We start from the raw sequence: 26,687 nt of genomic DNA, 5'->3' as shown, positions 1-26,687 counted from the left end.
AAATGCTCAAGGCTTACTTATTTTAACTAAATCAGGGTAGAAATTATCCTACAACTGATGCTCTTTTGAATCCAACAACAGTTAAACCTTTGCTTATAGAGTCAACATATTGAGCAACACTCATTTTGTTTTCTTTAATGTAGTCTTGGTTAACTAATGTATTGTCTTTGAAGAAACGGTTTAATTTACCTTTAGCGATATTGTCTAACATTGCTTCTGGTTTTCCTTCTTGACGTAATTGATCTTTAGCGATTTCAATTTCTTTTTCAATGATATCAGATGCAACACCTTCTTCATTTAAAGCAATTGGGTTCATTGCTGCAGCTTGCATTGCAACGTTTCTAGCAGCTTCTTCAGCTCCTTCAGCGTTAGCAGATAATGCAACGATTGTAGCAATTTTGTTTCCAGCGTGGATGTAAGATCCGATGAAAGCACCTTCTAATTTCTCGAAAGTACCGATTTCAATTTTCTCACCGATAACTCCAGTTTGCTCGATTAATTTCTCAGCAACAGTGATGTTTTCGAATGGAGCAGCTAAGAAATCTTCTTTAGAGTTAAATTCTAACGCTAAGTTAGCGAAATCTGTAGCTAATTTTATAAAGTCTTCGTTTTTAGCAACGAAGTCAGTTTCACAGTTTAATGTAATTACAGCACCTAAAGTTTTGTCAGCATTTACAACAGCAATAGCAGCACCCTCTGTAGATTCTCTATCCGCTCTGTTAGCAGCAACTTTTTGTCCTTTTTTACGTAGGTTTTCGATAGCTAAATCGAAATCTCCGTTAGCTTCAACTAAAGCTTTTTTACAGTCCATCATTCCGGCACCTGTAAGTTTTCTAAGCTCATTAACTTGTGCAGCAGTAATATTTGCCATGTTTAAGTCGTATTTAATAGTTAATAAAAAAAGTCGTTATGGACAGCTGAATACAAAGGTAAACATCTATCAGCATAACGACTTTAAGATATTGTTAAAAAATTATGCTTTAGCAGCTTCTTCTTTAGAAGCAGCAGCAGTAGCTTCTTCTTTTTCAGATTTTCTTTCCGCATTACCTTCGATAATAGCAGAAGTAACTAAAGTTAATATTTTATCGATTGATTTAGAAGCATCATCGTTTGCTGGGATAACGAAATCAACTTGACGTGGGTCAGAGTTAGTATCAACCATAGCAAAGATTGGAATGTTTAATTTTTGAGCTTCTTTAATCGCAATGTGTTCAGCTTTAATATCTACTACAAATAGAGCTGCTGGTAGACGAGTCATGTCAGCGATAGAACCTAAGTTCTTCTCTAATTTAGCACGAAGACGTTCAACTTGTAAACGCTCTTTCTTAGAAAGAGTCATAAATGTACCGTCTTTTTTCATTCTATCAATAGAAGCCATTTTTTTAACAGCTTTACGAATAGTAACGAAGTTTGTTAACATACCACCTGGCCATCTTTCAGTGATGTAAGGCATGTTAGCTGCAGCTGCTTTCTCAGCTACGATATCTTTTGCTTGCTTTTTAGTAGCAACAAAAAGTACTTTTCTTCCTGATGCAGCAATTTTTTTCAAAGCCTCATTAGCTTCTTCAATTTTAGCTGCAGTTTTATATAGATTGATAATGTGAATACCATTACGCTCCATATAGATGTAAGGAGCCATGTTAGGATCCCACTTTCTAGTCATGTGTCCGAAATGAACACCTGCCTCTAGTAATTCTTTAACTTCTACGTTGTTTGCCATTTCTGTAATAGTTTACGTTCTGTTACTTTAGCAATGATTAAGTAGCGAGGAATAATATATTCGGTCTTAACCATTTAGATGCTAAACTACCTCTTACCTCAGTAAGTGGGCAACAAAAACTTAGATTTTTTAATAATAAATAAATATTAACGTTTAGAGAACTGGAATCTCTTACGAGCACCTTTTTGACCGAACTTCTTACGTTCAACCATACGAGGGTCACGCGTTAATAAACCTTCTGGTTTTAATACTGCTCTGTGTTCAACTTCGATTTCACACATTGCTCTAGCGATAGCCATACGTACAGCTTCAGCTTGACCTGTGCTTCCTCCTCCGTAAACATTTACTTTAATATCAAAGTTCTCAACATTATCAGTTAATGTTAATGGTTGTAAAACTTTGTACTGTAAAGTAGCTGTTGGGAAATAAGTTGCGAACTCTTTCTTGTTTACTGTAATTTGTCCTGTTCCTTCTGAAACATAAACACGAGCTACAGCAGTTTTTCTTCTACCGATTTTGTGAATAACTCCCATTACTTAATTTCGTTTAAATTAACGGTTTTAGGTTGTTGAGCTTCGTGTTTGTGCTCAGCACCTACATTTACATTTAGGTTGCGGAATAATTGAGAACCTAATTTGTTTTTAGGTAACATTCCTTTAACTGCTTTTTCAACTAATAATGCTGGATTCTTAGATTGTAATACTTTAGCAGTTAATACTCTTTGACCTCCTGGGTAACCAGTGTGACGGATATATTGTTTATCCTCTAATTTGTTACCTGTAAGGTTGATTTTTTCTGCGTTGATAACGATTACGTTGTCTCCACAGTCTACGTGCGGTGTGTAATTTGTTTTGTGTTTACCTCTTAAAAGTACTGCAACTTTAGAAGCAAGACGTCCCAAATTTTGACCTTCAGCGTCAACAATTAACCACTCTTTTTGAGCAGTAGCTTTGTTAGCCGATACTGTCTTGTAGCTTAAACTTTCCACAATAATTTAGTATTTAATTAAACATTCCATTCCCAATTAAGGGAGTGCAAAAGTACAAATATTTATTTACTATACAAGTACATGGAGCGATTTTTTTAAATATTTTATCACTCAATGGATTGAGTTGTAAGTTGTTTAGGTATATTTTTGCAAAGCGAATATACAGTTTTTTCTGTATTTAATTGTAAGTCTTATTATTATAAATATAGTTTTAAATAATAAGTATGTTTCTTTATTTAAAATAGAACCTCTATTTCTGAGTTAAATTTTTTACCTACTGAGTAAATGTTGGAAAAAAATTAATAGTATTTTGGATTATAATTTTCTGGGTATTTAGCCATGTCTGCATTAAAGTATGGGGCGATTTGATCCAAAACCTGTTCAAAAGATTTATCCTCTACCCACATAAGGTCCATGATACCACACTCTTTTTTTCTATAATCCGCATAACATAATGCGATTGGTATATTTGTTTCTTTAGCTATGTGATAGAATCCTTGTTTCCATTTTTGGGAAAAGGCTCTAGTACCTTCTGGTGTATTAATGATAGCTATTTCTGGATTTGTATTCACCAAGTCAATTGCATATTGTACTAAGTTTTGATTTTTTTGTCTGTCAACTCCTATACATCCAAGTGCTTTAAAGAAAAAACCAAACCATGATTTAGTATAGTAATCTTTGATGAAAATTCTAAAAGGCACACCAATTATCCAAAAGCAAGCTAGGGAATAATAAAAGTCCCAGTTTGATGTGTGTGGTACACAAAGTAAAATGCATTTCTTTTGATCTTTTATCGATATGTTATTCATGTTAAGTTTCCATCCTGTGATAGCCAACATAAATTTCCCTAGATATTTTTTCATGTACGAATTTTTAAATAACGGCTGCAAAGGTAGGGAAACTTTGATGCTTTTGGGCATAAGGGACAGTCAGTCTAAGGTGGGTTTTTAACCCAAAGTGCTGCTTAGTTATCTGTTACACTGTGTTTTAAAGTTTTGTTAATGTGTTAAATGATCTGAATATACAATCTAGAAAAGAGATAAAAAGCAAAAAAAATGGTAAGAACAAAACAACTTGCTTACCATTTTTTATTTCTATTTCAGATAGAATAGATTTCTTTAAAGCTATACAAGTAAGCTTTAATAGGGACCTTATTAACTAAGGTGGATTTTCTTTTTTACAAATGTAGTCCTTAACTTGTGCTTGTAACAACATAAAATTAGTGAAGTTGCGGTTTTTATGAGTTAAGTACTTTACATTTTATAAGTGCTTTTAATGCGCCTCTAACCAGTTTTGACCTACTCCAATATCCACAACTAATGGTACTTCGAGTTCAAAAGCGTTTTGCATTTGTTCTTTTACCATTATTTGTAGAGCTTCTAATTCCTCTTTATGTGCATCAAAAACTAACTCATCATGAACTTGAAGAAGCATTTTTGATTTCCAGTTTTCCTGTTCTAGTTTATTATGAATATTAATCATTGCTATTTTAATAATATCTGCAGCACTTCCTTGGATTGGTGCGTTTACAGCATTTCTTTCTGCAGCAGATCTAACCATAGCATTATGGGAGTTAATGTCTTTTAAATATCTTCTTCTACCTAAAATGGTTTGTACGTATCCATGTTCTCTTGCAAAATCTACTTGTGTAGCAATGTAGTCTTTAAGTTTTGGATAGGTTTGGTAATAAGCATCAATTAGCTCCTTACTTTGTGCTCTACTTAGATTAGTTTGATTACTAAGACCAAAAGCTGAAACTCCATAAATAATTCCAAAGTTAACTGTTTTGGCATGGCTTCTTTGTTCTTTGGTAACTTGATCTAATGGTACATTAAATACATTTGCAGCAGTAGAACTATGAATATCTAATCCTTTATTAAAGGCTTCTATCATTGTGTCTTCTTGGCTCAATGCTGCGATAATTCTTAATTCTATTTGAGAATAATCCGCCGCTAGTAGTACATAATTTTCATCTCTTGGTACAAAGGCTTTTCGTATTGCTCTTCCTGTTTCAGTTCTAATTGGAATATTTTGCAAGTTAGGGTTATTTGAACTTAACCTACCCGTAGCAGCTACAGCTTGCATATATTCTGTATGAATTCTATTTGTTTTTGGATCTACCTGCTTTGGTAAAGCTTCCACATATGTGTTTTGTAGCTTAACTAAACTTCTCCATTGTAAAATGTTTTGAACAATTAGATTGTCTTGGCTTAAAGCACTTAGGATTTCTTCTCCAGTTGCGTATTGACCTGTCTTTGTTTTTTTAGGTTTGCTACCTCCAATTTTTAATTTTTCAAATAAGATATCTCCAAGTTGCTTAGGAGAGGCTAAGTTGAATTGTTCGCCAGCTTGCTCAAAGATAGAATCTTCTAAGTTTTTTATTTCAGTTTCCAATTGCTTTTGTAAAATAGCAAGGAAAGGAATGTCCAAAGCAATACCTTGGCTTTCCATGTCAGCTAAAACTTTTACAAGTGGAATTTCGATATCCTTGAATAAATCTATTGTTTGGGTTTGTTCCAATAATGGTTCAAAGCATTGTTTTAATTGAAGGGTTATATCGGCATCCTCACCAGCATATTCTTTTACTAGCTCGGGGTCGATTTCCTGCATTGTTTTTTGATTTTTACCTTTTTTTCCTAATAATTCCTCTATAGGTTGAGGAGTATATTTTAGGTAAGTTTCTGCCAAAACATCTAAGTTATGACGCATATCAGGATTGATTAAATAATGAGCAATCATGGTATCAAATAAAGGACCTTGTATACTCACTCCATATTGCATCAATACTTTTATATCATATTTAAGATTCTGTCCTATCTTTAGAATAGAAGGGGATTCAAAAAAATCTTTGAATTCTTCCAGTATTTCTAAGGCTTCTTGTCGTTGTTCTGGTAAGGGTACATAAAATGCTTTACCCGCTTCAAAGCTAAATGAGATTCCTACTAAGTCTGCTTCTAGTGGATTTAAACTAGTTGTTTCTGTATCCATAGCAATACTTGTTTGTTTTAGCAAGCTTTGAATAAGTAATTTTCTAGCCATTTTACTATTACACATCTGATAATGGTGTGCTTTAGTTTGTAAATTGTAAAAATAGCTACCTCCTTGAGTTGCATCACCTAGTGGTTCCCCAAATAAAGAAAATTGTTCACTACCATAGCTAGCTTGCTCTCCAATAGGAGCAATATCGCTTTGTGCTGGAGCGCTTGGTTTATTTTGATCTTCGATAAAAATTTTATCAAATTGTTCTTTCATTCTACGGAACTCTAGATCAATAAACAATGCTTCAGACTTTTCAATATCTGGTCGTTCTAGTATATATTTATCTGCTTGAAATGTTACTGGACAATCAAGCATAATGGTAGCTAATTGCTTGGATAAAAGACCTTTCTCTTTGTTTGCTTCTAAGTTTTCTTTCATCTTTCCTTTTAAAAGATGGGTGTTTTCTAGAAGATTTTCCATTGAGCCAAATTGTTTGATGAATTTTTTAGCTGTTTTATCTCCAACTCCTGGTAGACCTGGGATGTTATCTACAGCATCTCCCATCATTCCTAAGTAATCAATTACTTGTAAAGGATCTTCCACTTCAAATTTTTCTTTTACTTGGTCAACTCCCCAAATTTCTATGCCATTACCCATTCTAGCAGGTTTGTACATAAAAATATTTTCGGATACTAATTGGGCGTAGTCTTTATCAGGAGTTACCATAAAAACTTGAAAATCTTCTTTTTCTGCCTGCTTGGCAAGAGTTCCAATTAAGTCATCAGCTTCAATACCATTTACCTCTATAATTGGAATATGCATTGCTTGGAGTATTTCCTTAATATAAGGGACAGCTATTTTAATTGCCTCTGGTGTTTGGTCTCTATTTGCTTTGTATTCTGGGAATACTGCTAATCGAGCTTGACTGCCTCCTTTGTCAAAGGCTACTGCTAAGTGATCAGGTTTTTCTCTTTTGATAACATCCAATAAGGAGTTCATAAAACCTAAGATTGCCGAGGTGTCTAGTCCCTTTGAATTAATTCTAGGGTTCTTTATAAAAGCATAATATCCTCTAAAAATAAGGGCGTATGCATCTAGTAAAAAAAGACGATTTTTATTAGCCATTGAAGATGGGTTTTTGTTGTTTTCTATATTCAAAAGTCAAAGATAAGGATTTTTACTTGCTCTATAGTAACTCAATTTACAACTCTAAGTATTCCAATGTTTTAAGGTATTTAATTTTTGTTAAAGACTCGCTAGTATATAATTATTACCTTATTTTTGTTCCTCTACTAGATTTAGTTATTATGAAAATTGCCTTAATTGGATTATTGTTATTTGTTTTTATTGAAGTCTATGCTTTCTTAGGTGTAAAGCAATTAATTAAAAGTAAACGTGGTTTAATCTACTACATTTTAGGAAGTATTATTTTATTGGGAGTTATTTTATATGGTTTTTCCACTTTTAGCAGAGAAAAGGATTCCAATTACGCCTCTATGGTTTCCTCTAGTTTGATTTTACTCTTTTACTTACCTAAGCTAATTATAGCATTATTTACTTTTATAGAAGATATGATACGCTTGTTAATAGGCGGGTTTAGGGCTGTTGCACAGTATTTTAAGGGGCAGAATTTTCAAGGTGATTTTATTCCAAGTCGGAGAAAGTTTATTTCCCAGTTAGCTTTAGGAATTGCAGCAATACCTTTCATATCAGTGTTACATGGTGTATTAGTTGGTCGATTCAAGTATACTATTTATAAAACTATTTTAGAATTTGAAGATCTGCCTGTGGCTTTTGACGGCTTTACAATCACCCAAATTTCAGATATTCACTGTGGAAGTTTTGACAATGAAGAAAAGCTAAATTATGCCATTGATTTAGTGAATGAGCAGCAGAGCGATTTACTTCTATTTACAGGTGATTTAGTAAATAGTCGTGCCTCGGAAATGGATCGATGGTATACTAATTTAGGTAGGCTTAAAGCTCATCCTTATGGGAACTACTCTGTGTTAGGTAATCATGACTATGGAACTTATTCTAAATGGCCAACTAAAGAGCAGGAACAAGAGAATTTCGAGGCTATCTGCACAGGTAACTCAAAAATTGGTTTTACTCTTTTAAGAAATGATAACCGTGTGATTACTAAAGATGGAGAGTCTATTTTTATTGTAGGATCTGAGAATTGGGGTGCTAGAATGAAGTTTATGAAATATGGAGATTTAGATAAGTCTTTAGATGGAGTAAATACGGAAGATTTTAAGATTTTAATGAGTCATGATCCATCACATTGGGAAGCGCAAGTTTTGAATCATCCAAAGAATATTCAACTTACTTTAAGTGGACATACACATGGTTCACAATTTGGAATTGACATACCAGGATTTCTAAAATGGAGCCCTGTACAATATGTATATAAGCAATGGGCAGGGTTATATGAAAAACTAGGTAAATACCTCTATGTGAACAGAGGTTTTGGGTATCATGCTTATATGGGAAGAACTGGTATTTGGCCGGAAATTACTGTTATTGAAATACGAAGAAAAAAATAACTATATAAAGTAAAATGTATATTTTTGCACTTTTAATTGTGGAATCAATCGAAAAGTAATAATAAAAAAAATATATGTTTAGATTTGCAGATTTGCTAAAGGGGGAGTTACCAGTACTTGTTTTTTTTTATTCGCCAAACAGCCTGGAGTGTACTCAAATGAATAGGGTTATTAAACAAATTGCAATTGAGCTTAGAGCAAAGATTAAGATTGTGAGAATCAATATTTTGAAAAATGATCTTCTAGCACAGGCTCTCCGAATAAAACATGTTCCAACCATGTTATTATATAAAAATGACATTATGATTTGGAGACAAGCACGCTTAACCGACGCAGTTGCTTTAAGTAGGGTGCTGCAAAATTTATTAGATTAATTCAAAGCTATATTGGTTTTCAATAAGGTATTCAATTAGTTTAGGCAAGGTGTGCTTTAGATTTTTCTCTGCCTTAAGACTATCGTGAAATATGATAATATTTCCAGGGGAAAGTGCACTTATGGTATTTTGATAACATTTCTCTGCATCTAAGTTTTTATCATAGTCTCTTGTAAGATTAGACCACATAATAATTTTATAACCATTTTGTTGTAATAATTTGATTTGACTGCGTGTTATTTTACCATAAGGGGGTCGAAATAATTTATTGTTTATAAGGGTGGTTTTACCTATTATATTCTGACACTTTTCAACATTGGCTAGATAATCGAATTTTGAGGTTTTCCAACCATTTAAATGATTAAAAGTATGATTGGCTACTTGGTGGCCTTGATTTATTATTTCTTTAAAAATAGAAGGATGCTTAGAGATATTATCTCCAATACAAAAGAACGTAGCCTTAATGTTATATTTGTTTAATATAGACAATACCCAGGGTGTAACCTGTGGAATAGGACCATCATCAAAAGTTAAATATACCGTTTTCTTATGCTTAGGTTTCGACCAATGTAAGCTCGGATATAATAAAGGAAGGATAAATGTTGAGATTCTCATAGAGTAAAGATAAAAAAAAGAGTGATTTTTTTAAATCACTCTTTTTTTATTGTTATTGCTGAACTTTAGTTTACCCCTCCACCTAAAGCTCTATATAGAGAAACAAGCGAGTTTAGTTGGGTCAATTCTAAATTAATGTAGCTTAATTGTGCTGCTAAAGCGCTTTCACGTGCTGTTAAAACATCTAAGTATGTTGCCATACCTTGGATTAAAAGTTCTTCAGAAAAGTCTGTGGCATCATTATAAGACTCATATTCTAGTTTTTTCAATACTGCTTTTTTAGTTGCACTTTGATAAGTAAATAATGCATCTGAAACCTCTTTAGAAGCTATTAGCATACTGTTTTTATAGTCTAGATAAGCTTGTTCTTGAACTGCTTTAGATACTTGGTATTGCGTCTTAACTGCTCTACCATTTAGTAATGGCTGCGTTAAGCCTCCAAGAATATTGGCAAACATTGAACTTGTACTGAAAAAGTCATCAAACTTAGTGCTTTGAAGTCCTCCATTAGCAGTAATTCTAAAACTAGGATAGAAGTTACTTCTACTAACATTAGTCAACTCAAAAGCTTGTCTGAAACCCAATTCAGCTGCACGAACATCAGGTCTGTTAGCTAAGAGTTGGGTAGGCACTCCAATACTTAAATCTGTATCCATGTTTTGATTCTCTAAGCTACCTCTTTGGATTGCCTCAGGAGCTTTTCCTAGTAATAAGCTAAAGTAGTTCTCTGTCAATTTGATTGAATTTTCTAAATCTAAAAGCAATACCTGAGCATTGTATAATTGTGCTTGGGATTGTTTAACGGCTACTTCAGTAACTTGTCCAGCATCCTTAAGAGCGAGCATTGTTTCTAAACTTTTTTCTCTATTTACAATAGTGTTTTGAGTTACGACTTTTTGTTGATCTAAAGCTAATAGTTCATAGTAAGTCTGTGCTAAAGTAGAGATAAGCTGCGTTTTTACAGCTTGATGCGCTGCTACTGATAGTAAATAACCTGCTGCTGTAGCTTTCTGGTTACTTCTTATCTTACCCCATACATCTAATTCCCAAGAGAATTGTGCTGTACCATCCCATAGATCTGTTTTCAAGCGGGTGTCTCCCATCGAGCGACCTTGAGTTGTGTTTTTAGAAGATACACTATGAGAATAGTTAGCACCTAGGTTCAAGGTAGGGGCATAGCCCCATTTACCTTGTTTCATATATGCTTGAGCTGCATTGATGTTTTCTAATGCAATGCGTATATCAATATTATTTTCTAAAGCTTGATCAATATACTGTAGAAGGTATTGATCATTAAAAAAATCTTTCCATGCTACTTGCCCAATAGAGGTCGTGTCTTGCGTAATTTTATCTGTACGGTAAAATTGCTCATCTATTACCTGAGGCGTCTCGTATTTTTTGGCAACAAAACAAGATTGCATTGTTAAGCCTAATACCGCAATGGGAATTATTCTATATAAAGTTTGTCTTTTCATTGTTATGCGTGCTTTTTTTCTTCAAATTTCATTGGTTTAACTTTTTCTTGAAGATATTGGAATATAGCATATAATACTGGGATTATAAATACTCCAATGATTGTTCCAATTAAAAGTCCAAATGCAGCTCCTGTTCCAATTGAACGGTTACCAATATCTCCAACTCCAGTTGCAAAAGCAAGTGGCATTAATCCTAAGATAAAGGCGAAAGATGTCATTAAAATTGGACGAAGACGGGCTTTAGCTCCGTTTATTGCTGAGTCTGCAATTGACTCTCCATGCTTTCTTCTTTGTACGGCAAACTCTACAATTAAAATAGCGTTCTTAGCTAGAAGTCCTACAAGCATCACTAATGCAATTTGGAAGTAAATATTATTTTCTAGGCCAGCTAGCTTTTGAGCAAGGAACGCCCCCATGATTCCTCCTGGTAAAGAGAAAATTACAGCAAGTGGTAATAAATAACTTTCATATTGCGCAGCTAATAGGAAGTATACAAACAGTACACATAATCCGAAGATGATAACAGTTTGTGATCCTGAGCTAATTTCCTCACGTGTTAGACCAGTAAAGTCAATACCGTAATCTTGAGATAAAGTTTGTTGACTAACTTCCTGAATTGCACGAATAGCATCTCCTGAAGAATACCCTGGGCTTGGAGCACCATTAATATTAGACGAGGTAAATAAGTTATAACGTGTTACTGATTGAGGTCCATATACTTCTTTAAGGCTTACAAATTGAGTTACTGGAGTCATTTTTCCAGAAGCAGTTTTAACATAGATGTCTTTTAGACTGTTTTTGTTTGTTCTGTATTCTGGTAAAGACTGTACCATTACACGGTATTGTTTCCCAAAACGAGTAAAGTCAGCTGCATAGATACCTCCAATATAACCTTGTAAAGCAGAGAAGATATCGCTTACTAATACTCCGGATTCTTTAGCTCTAGGGATATTTAAGTCTAGTTCGTATTGTGTGTAATTGGTATTAAATGAAGTTTGTGCATACATAATCTCTGGTCTTGCCATTAAGGCACGAACATACTCTTGAGATTTTTGATCAAAACTTGTTAATGAACCTCCTGAACGGTCTAATAATTTTAATTCAAAACCTGCAGACATACCATATCCTGGAATACTTGGTGGTTGGAAGAAAATCATTTTTGCATCTTGGAACTGCATTGCAGCTAAGCCAAATAATTTACCAATAATTGTATTAGTAGATAATTCAGGTGTTTTTCTCTTATCAAAATCGTCTAATTTAACCATCACCATTCCGTAGTTAGAACCTTGACCGTTAATAAAAGACATTCCTGAAATAACTGTTACAGCGTCTACTCCAGGGATTTGTTCAATCATTTTTGAAAATTCAGCCTGTATACTCTCTACACGGTCTTGGGTTGCACCAGGAGGTAATTCCATATTACCCATGATGAATCCTCTGTCCTCATTAGGAACGAACCCTGTTGGCGTAATAGAAGAAGTGTAATATGTTATACCTAGACAGGCAAAAATAATTAGAAATGTTGTCCATTTATGTTTAAGTAAGAACTTAAAACTATTTCCATAACGATGTGTAAGGTTATTGAATCCTACGTTAAAAGCATCAAAGAATCTTCTAATGAAGTTTCTTTTTTGACCTTCATGAGATACGTGTGGTTTAAGGAATAAAGCACATAAGGCCGGGCTCAGAGTAAGGGCGTTTACTGCGGAAATAAAAATCGCAATAATCAGCGTTATACCAAATTGCTTGTAGAATACTCCTGTAGGTCCTGGGATAAAAGTTACCGGAATAAATACAGCACCCATTACAAGAGTAATAGAGATAATAGCACCCGATATTTCATCCATGGTTTTTTCACTGGCAGTTGTCGCATCTAAGCCTGTTTCCTCCATTTTAGCGTGGACGGCTTCTACTACAACAATAGCATCATCCACCACAATACCAATGGCCAGAACTAAAGCGAAAAGAGTTAGAAGGTTTATAGAGAAACCAAATAAATTCAAGAAAAAGAAGGTTCCAATAATAGAAACAGGTACAGCAATTAGAGGAATTAGTGTTGAACGGAAATCTTGTAAAAAGATATACACCACAATAAACACTAAGATAAATGCTTCAATAAGTGTGTTTACCACCTTAGCAATAGAGGCATCTAAGAATTCGTTAGTATCCATCAATACCTTCAAGTGTATTCCTTCGGGTAAATTCGCTGTAATTTTATCTAATTCAACGTATAGATTTTGAATAATTTCTTGGGCATTCGATCCAGGAGTCTGATAAATAGCCATTACAACAGAAGGATTCCCGTTCATGGCTGATGAACCAGCATAAGATTGTGCTCCAAGTTCTACTTTAGCAACATCTTTTAAGCGTAGTACCTGCCCGTTTTCTAATGACTTAATTACAATATTTTCATATTGTTCTTGTGTCTTGTAACGTCCGCTATATTTGATAACGTATTGGAAAGATTGGGCACTGTTTTCTCCTAATTGACCAGCTGCAGCCTCAAGAGATTGCTCATTTAAAACTTGTACAACATTAGCTGGAATTAGATCATAAGCCTTCATTTTAACAGGGTCAATCCAAATTCTCATAGAGTAGTTCTTTGCTCCAAAAGCTGAGGCATCTCCAACTCCACTAACACGCTTTAACTCTGGAATTACGTTGATATTCATATAGTTTTGAATATAAATCGCATCGTAATTAGGGTTTGTAGAGTAAAAACCTGCGAACATTAATGCACTTGTTTGTTGCTTTTGTGTAGTAACACCTGAACGAGTTACCTCTGCAGGTAATAAAGGCGTAGCTCTCGCAACACGGTTTTGTACGTTAACAGCTGCAATATCTGGATCAACTCCTTGTTTAAAAATAACTTGGATACTTGCACTACCGTCGTTAGAGGCAGTAGAAGTAATATAATCCATGTTTTCTACCCCGTTTACTTGCTCTTCAATAGGGATGATAACACTTTGCATAACTGTTTCAGCATTTGCACCTGGATAACTAGCTGCAATCTGAACTGTTGGTGGGGCAATATCTGGGTATTGCGTTACTGGGAGGGTAGTAAGACCTAGGCCTCCAAGTATTAATATTATGATAGAAATTACTGTAGATAATACAGGTCTTTCAATAAAAGTCTTTAACATGCTTAAAAGGATTGTTTAATAGCGTCGTTTATCGATTTAAATTCAACAGGTTGTGGGGTAATAGGAGTTCCACTTCGTAAAGTACCTAATCCAGTCCCTACGATTGTTTCTCCTTTTTTCAATCCATCTTTTACTATTGATAAATTATTTACATTATCAGAAACAGTTATCAACGTTGCTTTTGCAGTGTCATTCTCTACTTTGTAGACAAAAGTTTGTCCTTGTTGCTCGAAAGTAGAAGATTGAGGTACTACTAGCACATCATTGTATTGTTTAGGTAGTAATAAAAAACCACTGTTACCATTACTTAATAAATGCTCTTTATTAGGGAAGGCTGCTCTAACTTGTACAGTTCCTGTTTGAACGTTCACTTGACCTGTGATAGTTTCGATTTTACCTTTACTAGCGTATTTCTGACCATTTGCTAAAACTAATTCTACTTCTGGTAAGTTGTCTAATTTATCTTTCAAAGTTACTCCAGGAGTATTTTCTAAGAAATTAAAATATTCACCTTCACTCATAGCAAAGTAAGCAAATAACTCTTGTTCATCAGAAACTACCGTTAAAGGTGTTTGATCTTGAGGACTTACTAACGTACCTTGTCTAAATGGAATAGATCCTACACGTCCATCGATTGGGCTTTTTACTATTGCAAAATCAATATTAGCGATAATACTATTGTATTGAGCTCTTGCGTTTACTACTTGGCTTTTAGCACTCTCCAGTGTTGCTTTTGCAGTTTCTAGTTGAACCTTACTTACAATACCTTTATCTACTAATGGGATTAGTTTATCCACATTAACTTGAGCTACATTAACTTGAGCTTGAGCTGTAGAAATTGCTGCTTTAGCAGCATCTGCATTTTGATTCAAAATATTAGTTTCTATTCTAAATAAAGGCTGGCCTTTTTTCACCATAGCTCCTTCATCCACATATAGCTCTTCAATATATCCTGTAATCTTTGGACGTACATTACTATTTACTTTACCCTGTAGTGTTGTAGGGAAAGAACTATAAGCCGTAACATTTTGTGTTGGTACTTCTATTACCTTATAAGGCATAGCACCTTGAGCAGCTTGTGGCGCTTTTTTATCGCATGATGTTATGCTAATTGCTAGGGATGCAAGCACGATTGTGTGAAAATAACGTTTCATATAATTTACTTAATTAGTACTTTTTATTTTTTCTATTGTTTCTGTTAAATGATTTTTACTCTTTTCAAGATGTTCTAGATACAAGTCTGTTGTTGTACAACTCTGTGTATTAAGGAGACCTCGATCTTGACAACTTTTTAATTTAGTATTTAATTCTTTTTCGCGAATAAGAATATCCCTAATAAAGGTTAATCTCTCTGTAATGTAGTTAGAGTTCAAACGGAAAAATCGTTTTCGTTCATTAATCTTATTAAATTGCTCAACTAAATTGTTGGAAAGTAATAAATTCAAACTAGTGGAAACCGAACTTTTACTTGTTTGTAGATTCTCTACTAATTCGTCAAAAGTTACCCCATCTTTATTATTGACAAAAGTAATATATGTATATATCTGTGCCGTTAGCGGTGAAAACCGATGGACTTGCTCATGATGAGCACAATAGTCTTGGAATAATTGTATTACATCAGGATGTGGTTCTTTCATTATATATTTAAAATAAATCTGTACAAAGATAAAATTAGTTCGGATTAAACAAAACTAAGTGAACTAAAATTATTCAGGTATTTGTGTAAAAATGTGTTAAAGTTTGGATTTTGTATAAAATTGAGTTTCCTTGCATCTGCTTGATATTGTGTTAATAAGGAAATAGTGTTTTTTTGTTTCAAATTTTTATTAAAAAATATTGTTTGTAAAATAAAAATAGCGTTATATTTGCAATCTCAAATGCGGAAGTAGCTCAGTTGGTAGAGCTCCAGCCTTCCAAGCTGGTTGTCGCGAGTTCGAGCCTCGTCTTCCGCTCTAAAACTAGATGTCAGTTTTAAAATATCATCGCCTTTGCGGAAGTAGCTCAGTTGGTAGAGCTCCAGCCTTCCAAGCTGGTTGTCGCGAGTTCGAGCCTCGTCTTCCGCTCTAAAACTAGATGTCAGTTTTAAAATATCATCGCCTTTGCGGAAGTAGCTCAGTTGGTAGAGCTCCAGCCTTCCAAGCTGGTTGTCGCGAGTTCGAGCCTCGTCTTCCGCTCTAAAACTAGATGTCAGTTTTAAAATATCATCGCCTTTGCGGAAGTAGCTCAGTTGGTAGAGCTCCAGCCTTCCAAGCTGGTTGTCGCGAGTTCGAGCCTCGTCTTCCGCTCTTAAGCCTAAGTCATCTTAGGCTTTTTTTATGAAGTGTATTAAGACAAAAAGGGGCTGTCTCACAATTGAAGACAGCCCCTTTTTTGTATTTTTAAGTGAAAATTATAAAGTAGCACGTAATCAATTGACATTCAAAAACTCAAAGTTGTAAATTCAATTGAGGGATGCGATTTAGTACGTTTTCTGTACTATTTCGACTTATCAAGTGTCCATTTTTTGTCTGTAAACTCCTCAAAGTACGAATTTAGTCAAATTTTTTAAACGCTAATCCTTTTATTCATCAGTATTTGGGACTAGTGTAAGTATATATACATACATACTTGTACCTATGTACCTTCTCTAATGGATTTGATTGTAATTCTTTTAAAATATTCTTCTTTTTTTAATCCGAAAATGTATAGAATCACCTATACACAATTGTCAATTTCCTTATTTTTTTTACACAGTAAAACTAAGTTTTAGATTGTCCTAAGTTGTGTTTTTCTTGAGTTGTGTTACCTAACTGAAAACTAAAGGGTTTGATATATTGGTATTAATTTAGCTGTTAAGAATCAAAACAAAATAAATGGAAGTAATCATTATTGAAACACAAGTCTTTAAAAACTTGAAGTCAATAGTGGATACTATTTTTGATAATGTTGTTTCCTAGCAAAACAACATAAATGATGATAATAGTTGGGTAGACACCTATGAGGTATGAACCTTTTTGAAGATTAGTGACTGCACACTGCAAAGATTACGCAGTGATAAAAAAATCAACTATTTCTAAATAAGAGTAAAAAATTATTACAAAATCTGCGAAATAAGACGAATGTTAAAGGAAAACTTAATCCGTCGGAGTGAGGAATGCGTAAAAGATCTGATTCAAAATTACCAAAATTATGTTAGATAAAAATTAAGTGTTCGGCTGTGTCCATGACGTACTCGATGTTTTTTAACACTATCTACTTGAAGTCTGGCGTGTAGGAAAAAGCTTTTAAATCCTTTTCATGATTATACTAAAGTGTCCTGTAACATTTATTTTGATCAACAAAGCATTATGGAGCGTATGAAGGAGTTTGGTTCCCCTGAATATGCAGGAGACTGTTTTTTAATTGTAGTAAAGATTTTAAATCTGGATTGTAGTAAAGACTTTACTGAAATACTGAAACAAATCAATGTTGAAATGAATTTTAGTCGAAAAACGGATATGCTTCGCCTCAAAACAGATACTCCTCAAAGTCAAAATCAAAGAATGGGAAGAGTAGCAAGACAAATGAATTGCACCTTCCTAAGCATAAACCATATTCCATATTCGAGCACAGTTTTACCCTGAAGCAAATTGAGATTTGGAAACAATACGACAATACACGTGAAATTCCAAAATTATACAAAGTGGTTTCATTCAATGAATTTAAAAGTGAAAGCAAAGATTCAAAACCTTTTACAATGTATTCATCAGAACAGGTACCTATGTTTGGGTATTTTGGAGACGATAAGTGAAAATTACCGTCCGTTTTCCCAGATCCGTTTTCTCTACAGTGGGAATATGCCCGAATCATATTATTTCGGATTGGAACAATTGCCCGTCACGGGAAACACGTTGTTTATTACCGCAGGGGAAAAGATGAACTATCCTTAGCTTCCAGAGGTTTTTTTGCTTTCTGTTTCAACAGTGGAGCCAGCTCAATGCCCTAGCTTGATTAAAAAGTTTACCTATAACTTCAAACATATTCTGACTTTGTAGCATGTAGATAAAATCGGCTAGTAACCTAACTAAAATATCAGAAACAATTATCCAGTTTCGGGTATAATCCTTTAGTGCCTCCGCTTTCGGGTACGAAACAGGAAAAGGATATTTCTGATTTTGCAATACCAAAATGGCTTAACCAATTATTAGACAAATTATACAATGAAACTATGGCTATACTGAAACCTTGTGAAATAGATTTTATCCATTCACGCATAAAATGACAAACATTGATTTCGATGAACGGTATCCCTTTGGATACACAGGGAAATTTAATGGGTGGTGAAGGAAGCGGAAAGAAGTAATTATTTAGGAGGCCTTATTGCTAGAACATTATGTCAGGACGACTATATAGATACTTTAAAAATCACTATACGCCCCAGTACAGAAGCAAAAGCCGTTCTTCTTTACGATACAGAGCAGTGCGAAACCCAGTTATATAAAAATATTTCTGGTATTCTGAAAAGGTAGAGAAGAGAAAATATATCAGAATATTTTAAAACCTACTGTTTAGATGGTATGTCGATAAAAGAACGTATACAGGTAATTTTACAAAGTATGGATAAATTTTATTACCAGTTTTCGGTGATTCATTTGGTTGTGATAGGCGGAATAGCTGATTTGACACAAGGTATCAATGATGCAGCAGAGTGGGGCAGAGATTTTACCGTTCTCAGGAATGTTATGGCTTTATGTAGGTTTTGAGTTTTAAAATCATAGGACGGAATAAAGAATAAAGTTTCATTGCAATATTTTGCTGCTTTGTGCCATTTTTGATGCCGTTTTTCTTAATGGGTGTAATAGGAGAAATTATATGTTGTATTTTTATGAAGTAGAAATTCAAAAATCGAAAAGTCATGAGTAGTAAACCTGATTTTTCCCTTTGGTATGCTTCGAATAAGAAAAGAAGTATTCTGAGTCGTTTGTTGTTTTGGAGACAGAGTAATAAATTGCTTAATGTGCCAACTGTTATTAGCAGGAAGTTTATTGGCCTTAACCTTAATAAACAGGTGGTTAAGTCAATATTTTCTTCTATGGATTTGGCTTTGATAGAAGACAATAATAGCGATGTAATTTAGATTGTATATTCTTTTCTGTCTTCGGTAAAAAATCATAAGATTGCTAATACAATTTAGTCATAAACCAGTAATAGACGGAATAGAGCAACGGAAGGACCCCTGGGAAAACCACTTTGAACATGGCTGTGGAAGCAGAACAGCTGGGAGTTTCTACCGTGATTGTTAATCAGCCTTTTAAGAATTTAGATATTTTGAAAATTAAGCAACGTATCAGTATTCCAATCATATCAAGCGTGTCAAGTTTGAATTTCACTTTTAAAGAAAGATTTGAATCAGAAGTATCGTTTTTTAATATTATGGGAAGAAAAAACACTATTCATATTATTGATTATCTCAGAGAAAACTTTCCGGATATCCCTTTTGTCTGGACAGGCGGAAAGACGATGTCGAATCTGAGCGAAGTTTTGGATAAGAAAGTTTACAGAGTTGTTTTGACTTCTCCGCCTAACGGCGATTTGTTTAAAAAAAGCAAGGCCAAGTACTGAAATATTTAAAAATCTATTGTCATGTTTTTAATAATTTTACATAGTTTTACCTGAAATTTATCAGCCTACCCAAACGAAATCTTATGAACTGGAAGTATATTGTTATTTTATTGTTGCTTGTTTCAGTTGTTGTTTTTTGGCTGCGGTTATATCGTTTGCGAAAAAAGTATGACGAAATTAAAAATGTGAACAAAAATCTGGAAAAGCGGATAGAATTGGCTCAGATTAAGGACATCGACTACAAGCTCAATCCGCATCTTTTTAAAAATATACTGAATTCTATTCAGTCGCATATTTATCAGTCTTATTATACGATTGACAAGCTGTCTAATGTTTTGGATTATGTGCTATACGAAACAAACAACCGTTATGTAACGCCGAAGCAGGAGATTGCTTTTATAGAGAGTTTTATTGAGATTAACCGCGTAAAGCTGAACCCTTTGTTTGAACTCAGAGTAAAGATGAAAATCGATGAGAATGATGCATATTACAGTAAAAAGGTAATTGCCCCACTGGTTTCTGTTGATTTAATTGAAAATGCCTTCAAACATGCAGATTTAGAACCTTCTGATGCTTATATATCTATTACCATCAGTTTGAATCGTGGTGTTTTTTCCGTAATTGTTTCCAATAAAGTTTCGCTCAAAAAGCCATTGAAAAAACCAAAAAGCGGATTTGGAAGTAATAGTCTTGTTAAAAGATTAGAAACCTTACATCGGGATAAATTTAAGTTGGAACGATCTTTAAATGAAGATAAATTTATAGCACACCTAAATATAAAACTGCATGAGTAAGAAAGTGTTACAATGTGTACTGGTTGATGACGAGCATCTTGCTTTGCAATATATGAAAGTATTGCTAGGGCAAATACCTGATATAGAAATTGTCAAAGTATATGACAATCCTCTGAAATTTCTGAAAGAGCTACCTCACCTGAAATTCGATTTTTGCATTCTGGATATAGAAATGCCGTATATGGACGGAATTCAGGTTGCCAATCTACTTGAGAACAAAAAGATCATTTTCACAACGGCATACACTGAATATGCGGTAGAAGCATTTGAGGTTAATGCGGTGGATTATATCTGTAAACCAGTTAAAAAAGAAAGATTACAGAAAGCAATAGATAAGCTAAAATCATTGAGAATGTATACAGTAACAGAGAATAATTACATCAAAGTGAATACCGAAAAAGGCAAAGCCTTGCTGTATTTTGACGATTTGTGTTTCATTGCTGTTTCTGAGATAGATAGTAGAGATAAAGTAGCTTATTTGTTTGATGGCAATCAGGTAAAACTAAAAAACATATCATTTCAAAAATTGCTTAAGCAGTTGCCCGAACGCCAGTTTTGTCAGATTAATAAGCAGGAAATTATTGCGATGAGCATTGTAAAATATTATTCCTATGATTTGATAGAATCTAATTATATATTAGATGGAAAAATGAAAAGTTTTACGATAGGTAATAATTTTCGTGAACAATTCTTACATTATATTTCGTAAACTTTTTATTACAAAATATCCATTTTTTGTTACATTAAAACAGGTCGGAGATACATTCTTCAATAAACCTAAACCTGCTCTTATTATATTTGCTCTGAACCTTAATACTAAAAATGAATAGTTATGAGCAAATACAAGAATACTATTTTTTATGTGGCAGTAATTATCTTGTTTTCATTTGTAATATACTTAACAGTCACAATGGGAACTAAACTTGAAACAAATGTTAGGGAATTAGTTTCTAATCAGAGTACTTTTGAGCAATTTTGGGAATCTCTAAAAGGTAATTTACACCACCCGTTGGCAATACTTCTTTTGCAAATCGTAATCATTGTCATTGTTGCTCGCATATTTGGATGGTTATTTAATAAAATTGGGCAACCTACAGTAATCGGTGAAATTATCGCAGGTATTGCTTTGGGACCATCACTTTTCGGGGCTTACTTTCCTGAAATATCAGCATTATTATTTCCGTTGGAATCATTGGATAATCTTCAGTTTTTTAGTCAAATAGGACTTATTTTATTCATGTTTGTTATAGGTATGGAATTGGATCTGAAGGTTTTAAAGAGTAAGGCACACGATGCGATAGTTATTAGTCATGCAAGTATTATTGTGCCTTTCGCTTTAGGCATGATATTAGCATACTTTATATATACTGAGTATGCTCCGGAAGGGGTAGCATTTTTAGGCTTCGCTTTATTTATGGGAATTGCGGTCAGTATAACAGCTTTTCCTGTACTGGCAAGGATTGTACAGGAACGTGGAATCCACAAAACAAAGTTTGGAACAATAGCTCTTACAGCAGCAGCAGCAGATGATATTACTGCTTGGTGTATTTTGGCAGTGGTGATTGCTGTGGTAAAAGCAGGTTCTTTTGAAAGTGCTTTATATGTAGTAGGATTATCAGTTTTATATGTTATTTTCATGATAAAGTTTGTCCGTCCTTTTTTGACCAAGATAGGAGAGATTAACAAGTATAAAACTACGCTAAGTAAACCTGTTGTAGCTATATTTCTATTGGTACTGATTTTATCTTCCTATCTTACCGAAATTATAGGAATACACGCTCTTTTCGGAGCTTTTATGGCAGGAGCTATTATGCCTGATAATCAGCGATTTAGACATATTTTTGTTGAAAAAGTAGAGGACGTGGCTTTGGTTCTATTTTTGCCATTATTTTTTGTTTATACCGGATTACGCACAGAAATAGGGTTGTTGAACAGTATGGAAATGTGGGAGATCGCTGGAGTAATTATTCTGGTAGCAGTAGTTGGTAAATTTCTAGGAAGTGCACTTGCTGCAAGATATGTGGGGCAGACTTGGAAAGAAAGTCTTACTATAGGGGCATTGATGAATACTAGGGGTTTGATGGAATTAATAGCTTTAAACATCGGTTACGAGCTTGGGGTATTGACGCCAGAAGTTTTCGCGATGATGGTTATTATGGCATTGGCAACTACCTTTATGACTGGACCTTCTATCGACTTAATTAATAAGATATTTAATGACAAAAAAATAGATGATGAGGTAATAACTACCAATAAGTATAATATTTTATTCTCGTTCGGAAACCCTGAAAGAGGGAAGAAAATGCTCTATATTGCCGATAGTTTATCAAGAACTCAGCAAGATAGTTATACGATTACGGCACTCCATTTAGGGGCTTCTGATAAGGTATTTGCTTATGAAGATATATATGAGCAAGAACAATTCCTGCCAATTATGGACGAATCAAAGAAAATACACAGAAAAGTAAACGCACTGTTTAAACTGTCAGTTGATGTGGATTCGGATATAGTTGAAGTTGCTAATAAAGGAAATTATGATTTGTTGTTAATTGGATTAGGCGAATCCATATACGATGGAACTGTATTAGGGAAAATATTAGGATACACTACCAGATTAATTAATCCCGATATAATTGTTAATAAGTTTACAGGTAAAGAGAAGTTCTTCAACAACCTGCCTTTTGATGACCGAACCAGACATATTTTATCTAATATCAAAATTCCGATGGGAGTTTTTGTAGATAAAGGATTAGAGAAATTAGATAAGATATTTATCCCGTTTGCAGATAAAGACGATTTGTTTTTATTGGAATATATACAAAAAATTATCAATAACAACGACAGTCAAATAATTATTATGGAGTTTGATAACGGGATTTCTTCCAACCCTGAAGTGGTACAAGCTATTAAATCTATTGAAAATGTTAAGCCAAACCATGTGTCTGTATTGAATGAAAAAGAAATTCAGCAAGAATTTTTGGACAAAAAAGATTTAGTAATGCTGAGCGTAAACAGCCTAAGAAAACTAATCAATAGAAAGAGTGAGTGGATTATCCAGTCCAATTCATTACTGGTAATGAAGAACGCAAAAAAGAAATAAAAAAGCAAATATGATAATCAGAATCGTATCATATACGTTCAGGATATTATGGTTGATTATTTATATCATAATTTCTTTGCCCCTGCATCTGTTGTTTGTTGGGATATATATCTACGCTCTGATTTTTAAAATATACAAGAAAGTATTTCAAATCAAAAACCGCTCTGAGTAAGAGCGGCTTTTGATTTCTATGTCACAGAGAATTCTCCTTTTCAGCCGAACTACAATCAGATTTAGGAAAGGAAGTGCCCTAAAAACGCTGTCATGATGTAGAAACAGTCTTCGAAATTATTAAGCAGAGCCAAGGGTTTCGCCGCTTTATGCTGTGAAGTAAGTAAAAAGTCTGCTTAGATTTCGGATTATTGGCAATCGCACATAATATTAGAAAAAGAGAGGCATAAAATTCCTCTTTTTACACCAAAATACCGCAAATATATTTTTCCAGTTTCTGAGCTTCGCATATTTTGAAAAATTCCTAAAATAGCTCACAAGTAAAATGCCAAAAAAGGAACTGTCTTTTTCTTTAGAGACAGCCCCCTTTTTTATTTTAATTCGTTTAAGTTACTTCCAGTAGGGATTTCAACAGCTTGTTTGTTTTGTTGGAAAATACGTGCACTTAAGTCTCCTTTAAGTACTATATTATCACCATTTACTTCAAGCCAACTACCTTCTCGCAAACCAACTACAGGTTGAGTATTTATAGTGTGAAATTCATTTATTCTTGTTTCCCTTGTTTCTCCCATATGTGTACTTTGAGGTAGAGGATCTAAATAATGTGGATTTATATTAAAAGGTACAAATCCAAATGTTTTAAATGTGGGTGGATAAGTGATTGGCATGTCATTGGTTGTCTCCATGGTTAATCCACAAATATTGCTTCCTGCACTACATCCTAAATAAGGAGTACCATTATTTACTTTTTCTATAATCTTATTTACTACATCATTTTTATATAGTTGTTTAACAAGTAAAAAAGTATTTCCTCCTCCGATAAAAATTCCTTGGGCATTCTCTACAGCTTGGATTGGATCTAGTGTTTGATGAATACCAACAACTTCTTTATTTATTTTTTTGAAACTTTCTCTTACTTTGTCAGTGTATTGATCATGTGTAATTCCACTAGGACGAGCATAGGGAATAAATAAAATTGTCTTAGCTTGGCTGAAGTGCTTCTCTAATGTAGGGAGTAGGTAGTCAAGAAACTCTCCACCATATAAGGTAGAGGTACTTGCAATGATTATATTTTTCATAGTTATTTCTTGGTTTATTATTTTAAAACACTAAAGTAATTTTAGTATTGCTAAATACCAAAGAATAATTGCTTTTAACGTTTTAAGGCAATTATTTTATTCTTTTAAAATTTCTTGTTTTACGGTTTGTATGTATAGTTTACTTATAGTCTGTCAGCTCTTTTCTTTTAACATAAGTTTGCAGTTTTAAAATTTTTATATCTATTTTATTAGGATATTTTTACTGCAATATAAGTAATTGCTATGAGGTTAACTTTTTTGTTTTTCTTTACCTTATTTTCATGGACACTTATGTCTCAAGAGCATAAGGTTATAAATGGAAAAATTGTTTCTAGATCTAAGGATCTAGAAGGAATCTATATAGCTAATGTAAATAGTGGACAAAATACGTTGAGTAGCTTAGGTGGTTACTTTAATTTAAGTGCTAGTCTGGGGGATACTCTGATGTTTTCTAATTCTTCTTTTCTGGCCTATCAACATGTGTTATCCAAAAAAGATTTTGAAAGAGATATTATTCTATTTCCTTTAGAACCTAATGAGTTTTATACCAAATTAGATGAAATTGTTATCGTGAAGATAACCCCTGAATCTTTAGGCTTAATTCCAGAGGGTACAAAAAGACTTACCCCGGCTGAAAGAAGCTTATATACGGCTACCTCTGGTGGTGGGCTTATAGCAGTTGATGCACTTGTAAATTGGGTTTCTGGTAGGACAAAAATGCTCAAGCAAGCAGTAGCTTATGAAAAACAAGAGCTTAAGAAGGAAAAGATACTCAATTTGTTTGATGCTCAGAGATTATTTAAAGATTTTGGTATTCCTTTAGACTATGCGCAAGGCTTTGGTTATTATGCCGCTAGTGATGCGCAGATGTCTGTTTTATTAAGTGGAGGTACTATCGAAAAAGAGAAAATTCATTCTCGTTTGGGTGAATTATCATTAGATTTTATTGAATTGATTCAAACGAAGAATAATAGTAGTGTTAAAGTAGGGCCTTAAAGTTAATTTAGCTAATGCTTTATTTGTTTTATAGTGCTTTAAAATAATAAACTTTGTAAATTTGTAAAATATAAAGTTCTAAATTAGAAAGATATGTTCGGAATAGGAGGAGGAGAATTGTTTTTTATTCTATTAATAATTCTTATGTTATTTGGTTCAGATAAAGTTCCTGAAATGGCTCGAACTTTTGGAAAGTTTATGGCTCAAGTAAAGAATGCAACCAATGATATTAAGCATGAAATCACAAAAAATGTAGATGAGGCTGGTATTACTGAGGAGATAAAAGAGACCTTTAATGTTGATGTAAATCCAATAAAAGATATTCAAGAAGAGGTAAATAAACAAAAAGAAGCCTTTGAGAATATAACAGGACCAATTAAAAGATTGCCTTAATGATTGAAAGTTTAATTTCTTTAGATAAACAATTGATGGTTTATCTAAATAACTTTGGGACGCCTCTATGGGATCCCTTTTGGTTATTTATTACAAAGCAATTTAATTGGGTTCCTTTTTTTCTTGTGCTCCTTTTTTTGGTTTACAAGAAAGTAAATATAAAAACCCTTGGACTGATATTGTTATTGTTAGCTGTATTGATTACTGTAACGGATCAATTCACCAATTTAGTAAAATGGACCTTTCAAAGGCCTAGACCTTGTAATACTGCTGATATTCAAGAGCAACTAAGGATTGTTCGATGTAGTGACACCTTGAGTTTTTTCTCAGGTCATTCATCAAACTCTACTGCTACAATGACTTTTTTATTTCTGATTTTAAGACGTTATTATAAGTGGGCTTTCCTGGTGTTTATCTTCCCATTGATTTTTGCATATAGTAGAATTTATTTATCAATGCATTTTCCTGGAGATATTTTTGTAGGAATGCTGGTAGGAGTAATTATTGGAAGCTTATTTTTCCAATTATATAAACGTTTAAAACGTAAGTATATAAACTACTTTGGGTAGTTAATAATGTATAAAAAAAACCTCTAAGAATCACTGAGGGCACTGAAAAAGTCCCTTTTTAAAATAGAAGCTTAAAGTAAAGAGGTAAACTATTAAAAGCAATCGCTTTTATAGTTTACCTCTTTCTGTTTATATTTACCTGTTTTTTAAAATTCACAGGTT

Annotated in this window: 23 protein-coding genes and 4 tRNA genes; 15 read left to right on the top strand and 12 right to left on the bottom strand. The window is 33.6% G+C overall.

Features of this window, described 5'->3' with window-relative positions; genetic code table 11:
* Positions 1-43: 43 nt before the first annotated feature.
* From tsf to polA, 6 genes are all read right to left on the bottom strand, one after another.
* Positions 44-871, bottom strand: coding sequence for a translation elongation factor Ts (tsf, locus tag ACYSNX_RS09300; RefSeq protein ID WP_461754402.1), 828 nt, complete (start codon positions 869-871; stop codon positions 44-46).
* 102 nt (positions 872-973) lie between these two features.
* On the bottom strand, positions 974-1,720 hold the full coding sequence (rpsB, locus tag ACYSNX_RS09295; protein ID WP_461754401.1) for a 30S ribosomal protein S2: 747 nt from the start codon (positions 1,718-1,720) through the stop codon (positions 974-976).
* 146 nt (positions 1,721-1,866) lie between these two features.
* Positions 1,867-2,253 (bottom strand): 30S ribosomal protein S9, encoded by a 387-nt coding sequence (rpsI, locus tag ACYSNX_RS09290; protein WP_461754400.1) that lies wholly within the window; start codon positions 2,251-2,253, stop codon positions 1,867-1,869.
* Positions 2,253-2,708 (bottom strand): 50S ribosomal protein L13, encoded by a 456-nt coding sequence (gene rplM, locus ACYSNX_RS09285; RefSeq protein WP_461754399.1) that lies wholly within the window; start codon positions 2,706-2,708, stop codon positions 2,253-2,255. Before rplM ends, rpsI begins: the two co-directional genes overlap by 1 nt.
* Positions 2,709-3,007: 299 nt before the next feature.
* Positions 3,008-3,571, bottom strand: a complete 564-nt coding sequence (locus ACYSNX_RS09280) for a 1-acyl-sn-glycerol-3-phosphate acyltransferase (protein WP_461754398.1) — start codon at positions 3,569-3,571, stop codon at positions 3,008-3,010.
* A 409-nt stretch (positions 3,572-3,980) separates the two neighbouring features.
* Complete coding sequence (polA, locus tag ACYSNX_RS09275) at positions 3,981-6,812, bottom strand: DNA polymerase I (protein WP_461754397.1); 2,832 nt, start codon at positions 6,810-6,812, stop codon at positions 3,981-3,983.
* Positions 6,813-6,994: 182 nt separating this feature from the next.
* Between polA and ACYSNX_RS09270 the strand changes: the two genes are divergently transcribed.
* Both ACYSNX_RS09270 and ACYSNX_RS09265 read left to right on the top strand, forming a co-directional pair.
* Positions 6,995-8,236: a metallophosphoesterase gene (locus ACYSNX_RS09270; protein ID WP_461754396.1), complete on the top strand. Its 1,242-nt coding sequence runs from the start codon at positions 6,995-6,997 to the stop codon at positions 8,234-8,236.
* 74 nt (positions 8,237-8,310) lie between these two features.
* Positions 8,311-8,610, top strand: a complete 300-nt coding sequence (locus ACYSNX_RS09265) for a thioredoxin family protein (protein ID WP_461754395.1) — start codon at positions 8,311-8,313, stop codon at positions 8,608-8,610.
* On the opposite strand, the gene ACYSNX_RS09260 is transcribed toward ACYSNX_RS09265, so the two are convergent.
* From ACYSNX_RS09260 to ACYSNX_RS09240, 5 genes are all read right to left on the bottom strand, one after another.
* The gene (locus tag ACYSNX_RS09260) at positions 8,602-9,225 is read right to left on the bottom strand and encodes a polysaccharide deacetylase family protein (protein WP_461754394.1); all 624 of its coding nucleotides are present in this window, start codon (positions 9,223-9,225) and stop codon (positions 8,602-8,604) included. The two genes, ACYSNX_RS09265 and ACYSNX_RS09260, sit on opposite strands and share 9 nt — an antisense overlap.
* A 65-nt stretch (positions 9,226-9,290) precedes the next feature.
* On the bottom strand, positions 9,291-10,700 hold the full coding sequence (locus ACYSNX_RS09255) for an efflux transporter outer membrane subunit (RefSeq protein WP_461754393.1): 1,410 nt from the start codon (positions 10,698-10,700) through the stop codon (positions 9,291-9,293).
* A 2-nt stretch (positions 10,701-10,702) separates the two neighbouring features.
* Positions 10,703-13,843, bottom strand: a complete 3,141-nt coding sequence (locus ACYSNX_RS09250; RefSeq protein ID WP_461754392.1) for an efflux RND transporter permease subunit — start codon at positions 13,841-13,843, stop codon at positions 10,703-10,705.
* A 2-nt stretch (positions 13,844-13,845) separates the two neighbouring features.
* Positions 13,846-14,997: an efflux RND transporter periplasmic adaptor subunit gene (locus ACYSNX_RS09245; protein ID WP_461754391.1), complete on the bottom strand. Its 1,152-nt coding sequence runs from the start codon at positions 14,995-14,997 to the stop codon at positions 13,846-13,848.
* A gap of 9 nt (positions 14,998-15,006) precedes the next feature.
* Positions 15,007-15,480 (bottom strand): GbsR/MarR family transcriptional regulator, encoded by a 474-nt coding sequence (locus ACYSNX_RS09240; RefSeq protein WP_461754390.1) that lies wholly within the window; start codon positions 15,478-15,480, stop codon positions 15,007-15,009.
* 242 nt (positions 15,481-15,722) lie between these two features.
* Here ACYSNX_RS09240 and ACYSNX_RS09235 point away from each other — a divergent pair.
* The 10 genes from ACYSNX_RS09235 to ACYSNX_RS09190 all read left to right on the top strand — a co-directional run bounded on the left by ACYSNX_RS09235 (position 15,723) and on the right by ACYSNX_RS09190 (position 23,317).
* Positions 15,723-15,795: transfer RNA gene (locus ACYSNX_RS09235), tRNA-Gly, on the top strand.
* 38 nt (positions 15,796-15,833) lie between these two features.
* Positions 15,834-15,906: transfer RNA gene (locus tag ACYSNX_RS09230), tRNA-Gly, on the top strand.
* 38 nt (positions 15,907-15,944) lie between these two features.
* Positions 15,945-16,017, top strand: a tRNA-Gly gene (locus ACYSNX_RS09225).
* A gap of 38 nt (positions 16,018-16,055) precedes the next feature.
* A tRNA-Gly gene (locus tag ACYSNX_RS09220) sits at positions 16,056-16,128 on the top strand.
* A 1,005-nt stretch (positions 16,129-17,133) separates the two neighbouring features.
* Positions 17,134-17,445 (top strand): hypothetical protein, encoded by a 312-nt coding sequence (locus ACYSNX_RS09215; RefSeq protein WP_461754389.1) that lies wholly within the window; start codon positions 17,134-17,136, stop codon positions 17,443-17,445.
* A 696-nt stretch (positions 17,446-18,141) separates the two neighbouring features.
* On the top strand, positions 18,142-18,330 hold the full coding sequence (locus ACYSNX_RS09210) for a hypothetical protein (protein WP_461754388.1): 189 nt from the start codon (positions 18,142-18,144) through the stop codon (positions 18,328-18,330).
* A gap of 727 nt (positions 18,331-19,057) precedes the next feature.
* Complete coding sequence (locus ACYSNX_RS09205; RefSeq protein WP_461754387.1) at positions 19,058-19,423, top strand: hypothetical protein; 366 nt, start codon at positions 19,058-19,060, stop codon at positions 19,421-19,423.
* A gap of 83 nt (positions 19,424-19,506) precedes the next feature.
* The gene (locus ACYSNX_RS09200; RefSeq protein WP_461754386.1) at positions 19,507-20,217 is read left to right on the top strand and encodes a histidine kinase; all 711 of its coding nucleotides are present in this window, start codon (positions 19,507-19,509) and stop codon (positions 20,215-20,217) included.
* The gene (locus tag ACYSNX_RS09195; protein WP_461754385.1) at positions 20,210-20,926 is read left to right on the top strand and encodes a LytR/AlgR family response regulator transcription factor; all 717 of its coding nucleotides are present in this window, start codon (positions 20,210-20,212) and stop codon (positions 20,924-20,926) included. The genes ACYSNX_RS09200 and ACYSNX_RS09195 overlap by 8 nt, the downstream gene beginning before the upstream one ends.
* 123 nt (positions 20,927-21,049) lie before the next feature.
* Entirely contained in the window at positions 21,050-23,317 is a 2,268-nt protein-coding gene (locus ACYSNX_RS09190) for a cation:proton antiporter (RefSeq protein ID WP_461754384.1), read from the top strand.
* Between the two features lie 542 nt (positions 23,318-23,859).
* On the opposite strand, the gene pepE is transcribed toward ACYSNX_RS09190, so the two are convergent.
* The gene (gene pepE, locus ACYSNX_RS09185; RefSeq protein ID WP_461754383.1) at positions 23,860-24,567 is read right to left on the bottom strand and encodes a dipeptidase PepE; all 708 of its coding nucleotides are present in this window, start codon (positions 24,565-24,567) and stop codon (positions 23,860-23,862) included.
* Between the two features lie 243 nt (positions 24,568-24,810).
* On the opposite strand from pepE, the gene ACYSNX_RS09180 reads away from it, so the two are divergent.
* The 3 genes from ACYSNX_RS09180 (at position 24,811) to ACYSNX_RS09170 (ending at position 26,525) form a co-directional block, all read left to right on the top strand.
* Positions 24,811-25,563, top strand: a complete 753-nt coding sequence (locus ACYSNX_RS09180; RefSeq protein WP_461754382.1) for a hypothetical protein — start codon at positions 24,811-24,813, stop codon at positions 25,561-25,563.
* Positions 25,564-25,656: 93 nt separating this feature from the next.
* Positions 25,657-25,956 carry a Sec-independent protein translocase subunit TatA/TatB gene (locus tag ACYSNX_RS09175; RefSeq protein ID WP_461754381.1) on the top strand — a complete coding sequence of 100 codons (300 nt, stop codon included), beginning with the start codon at positions 25,657-25,659 and terminating at the stop codon, positions 25,954-25,956.
* Positions 25,956-26,525: a phosphatase PAP2 family protein gene (locus ACYSNX_RS09170; protein WP_461754380.1), complete on the top strand. Its 570-nt coding sequence runs from the start codon at positions 25,956-25,958 to the stop codon at positions 26,523-26,525. Before ACYSNX_RS09175 ends, ACYSNX_RS09170 begins: the two co-directional genes overlap by 1 nt.
* Positions 26,526-26,687 lie beyond the last annotated feature (162 nt).

It is taken from the genome of Myroides sp. LJL115, assembly GCF_054871665.1.
Note: the sequence above shows the minus strand (reverse complement) of the source record. Positions and strands in the feature narration are given on the sequence as shown.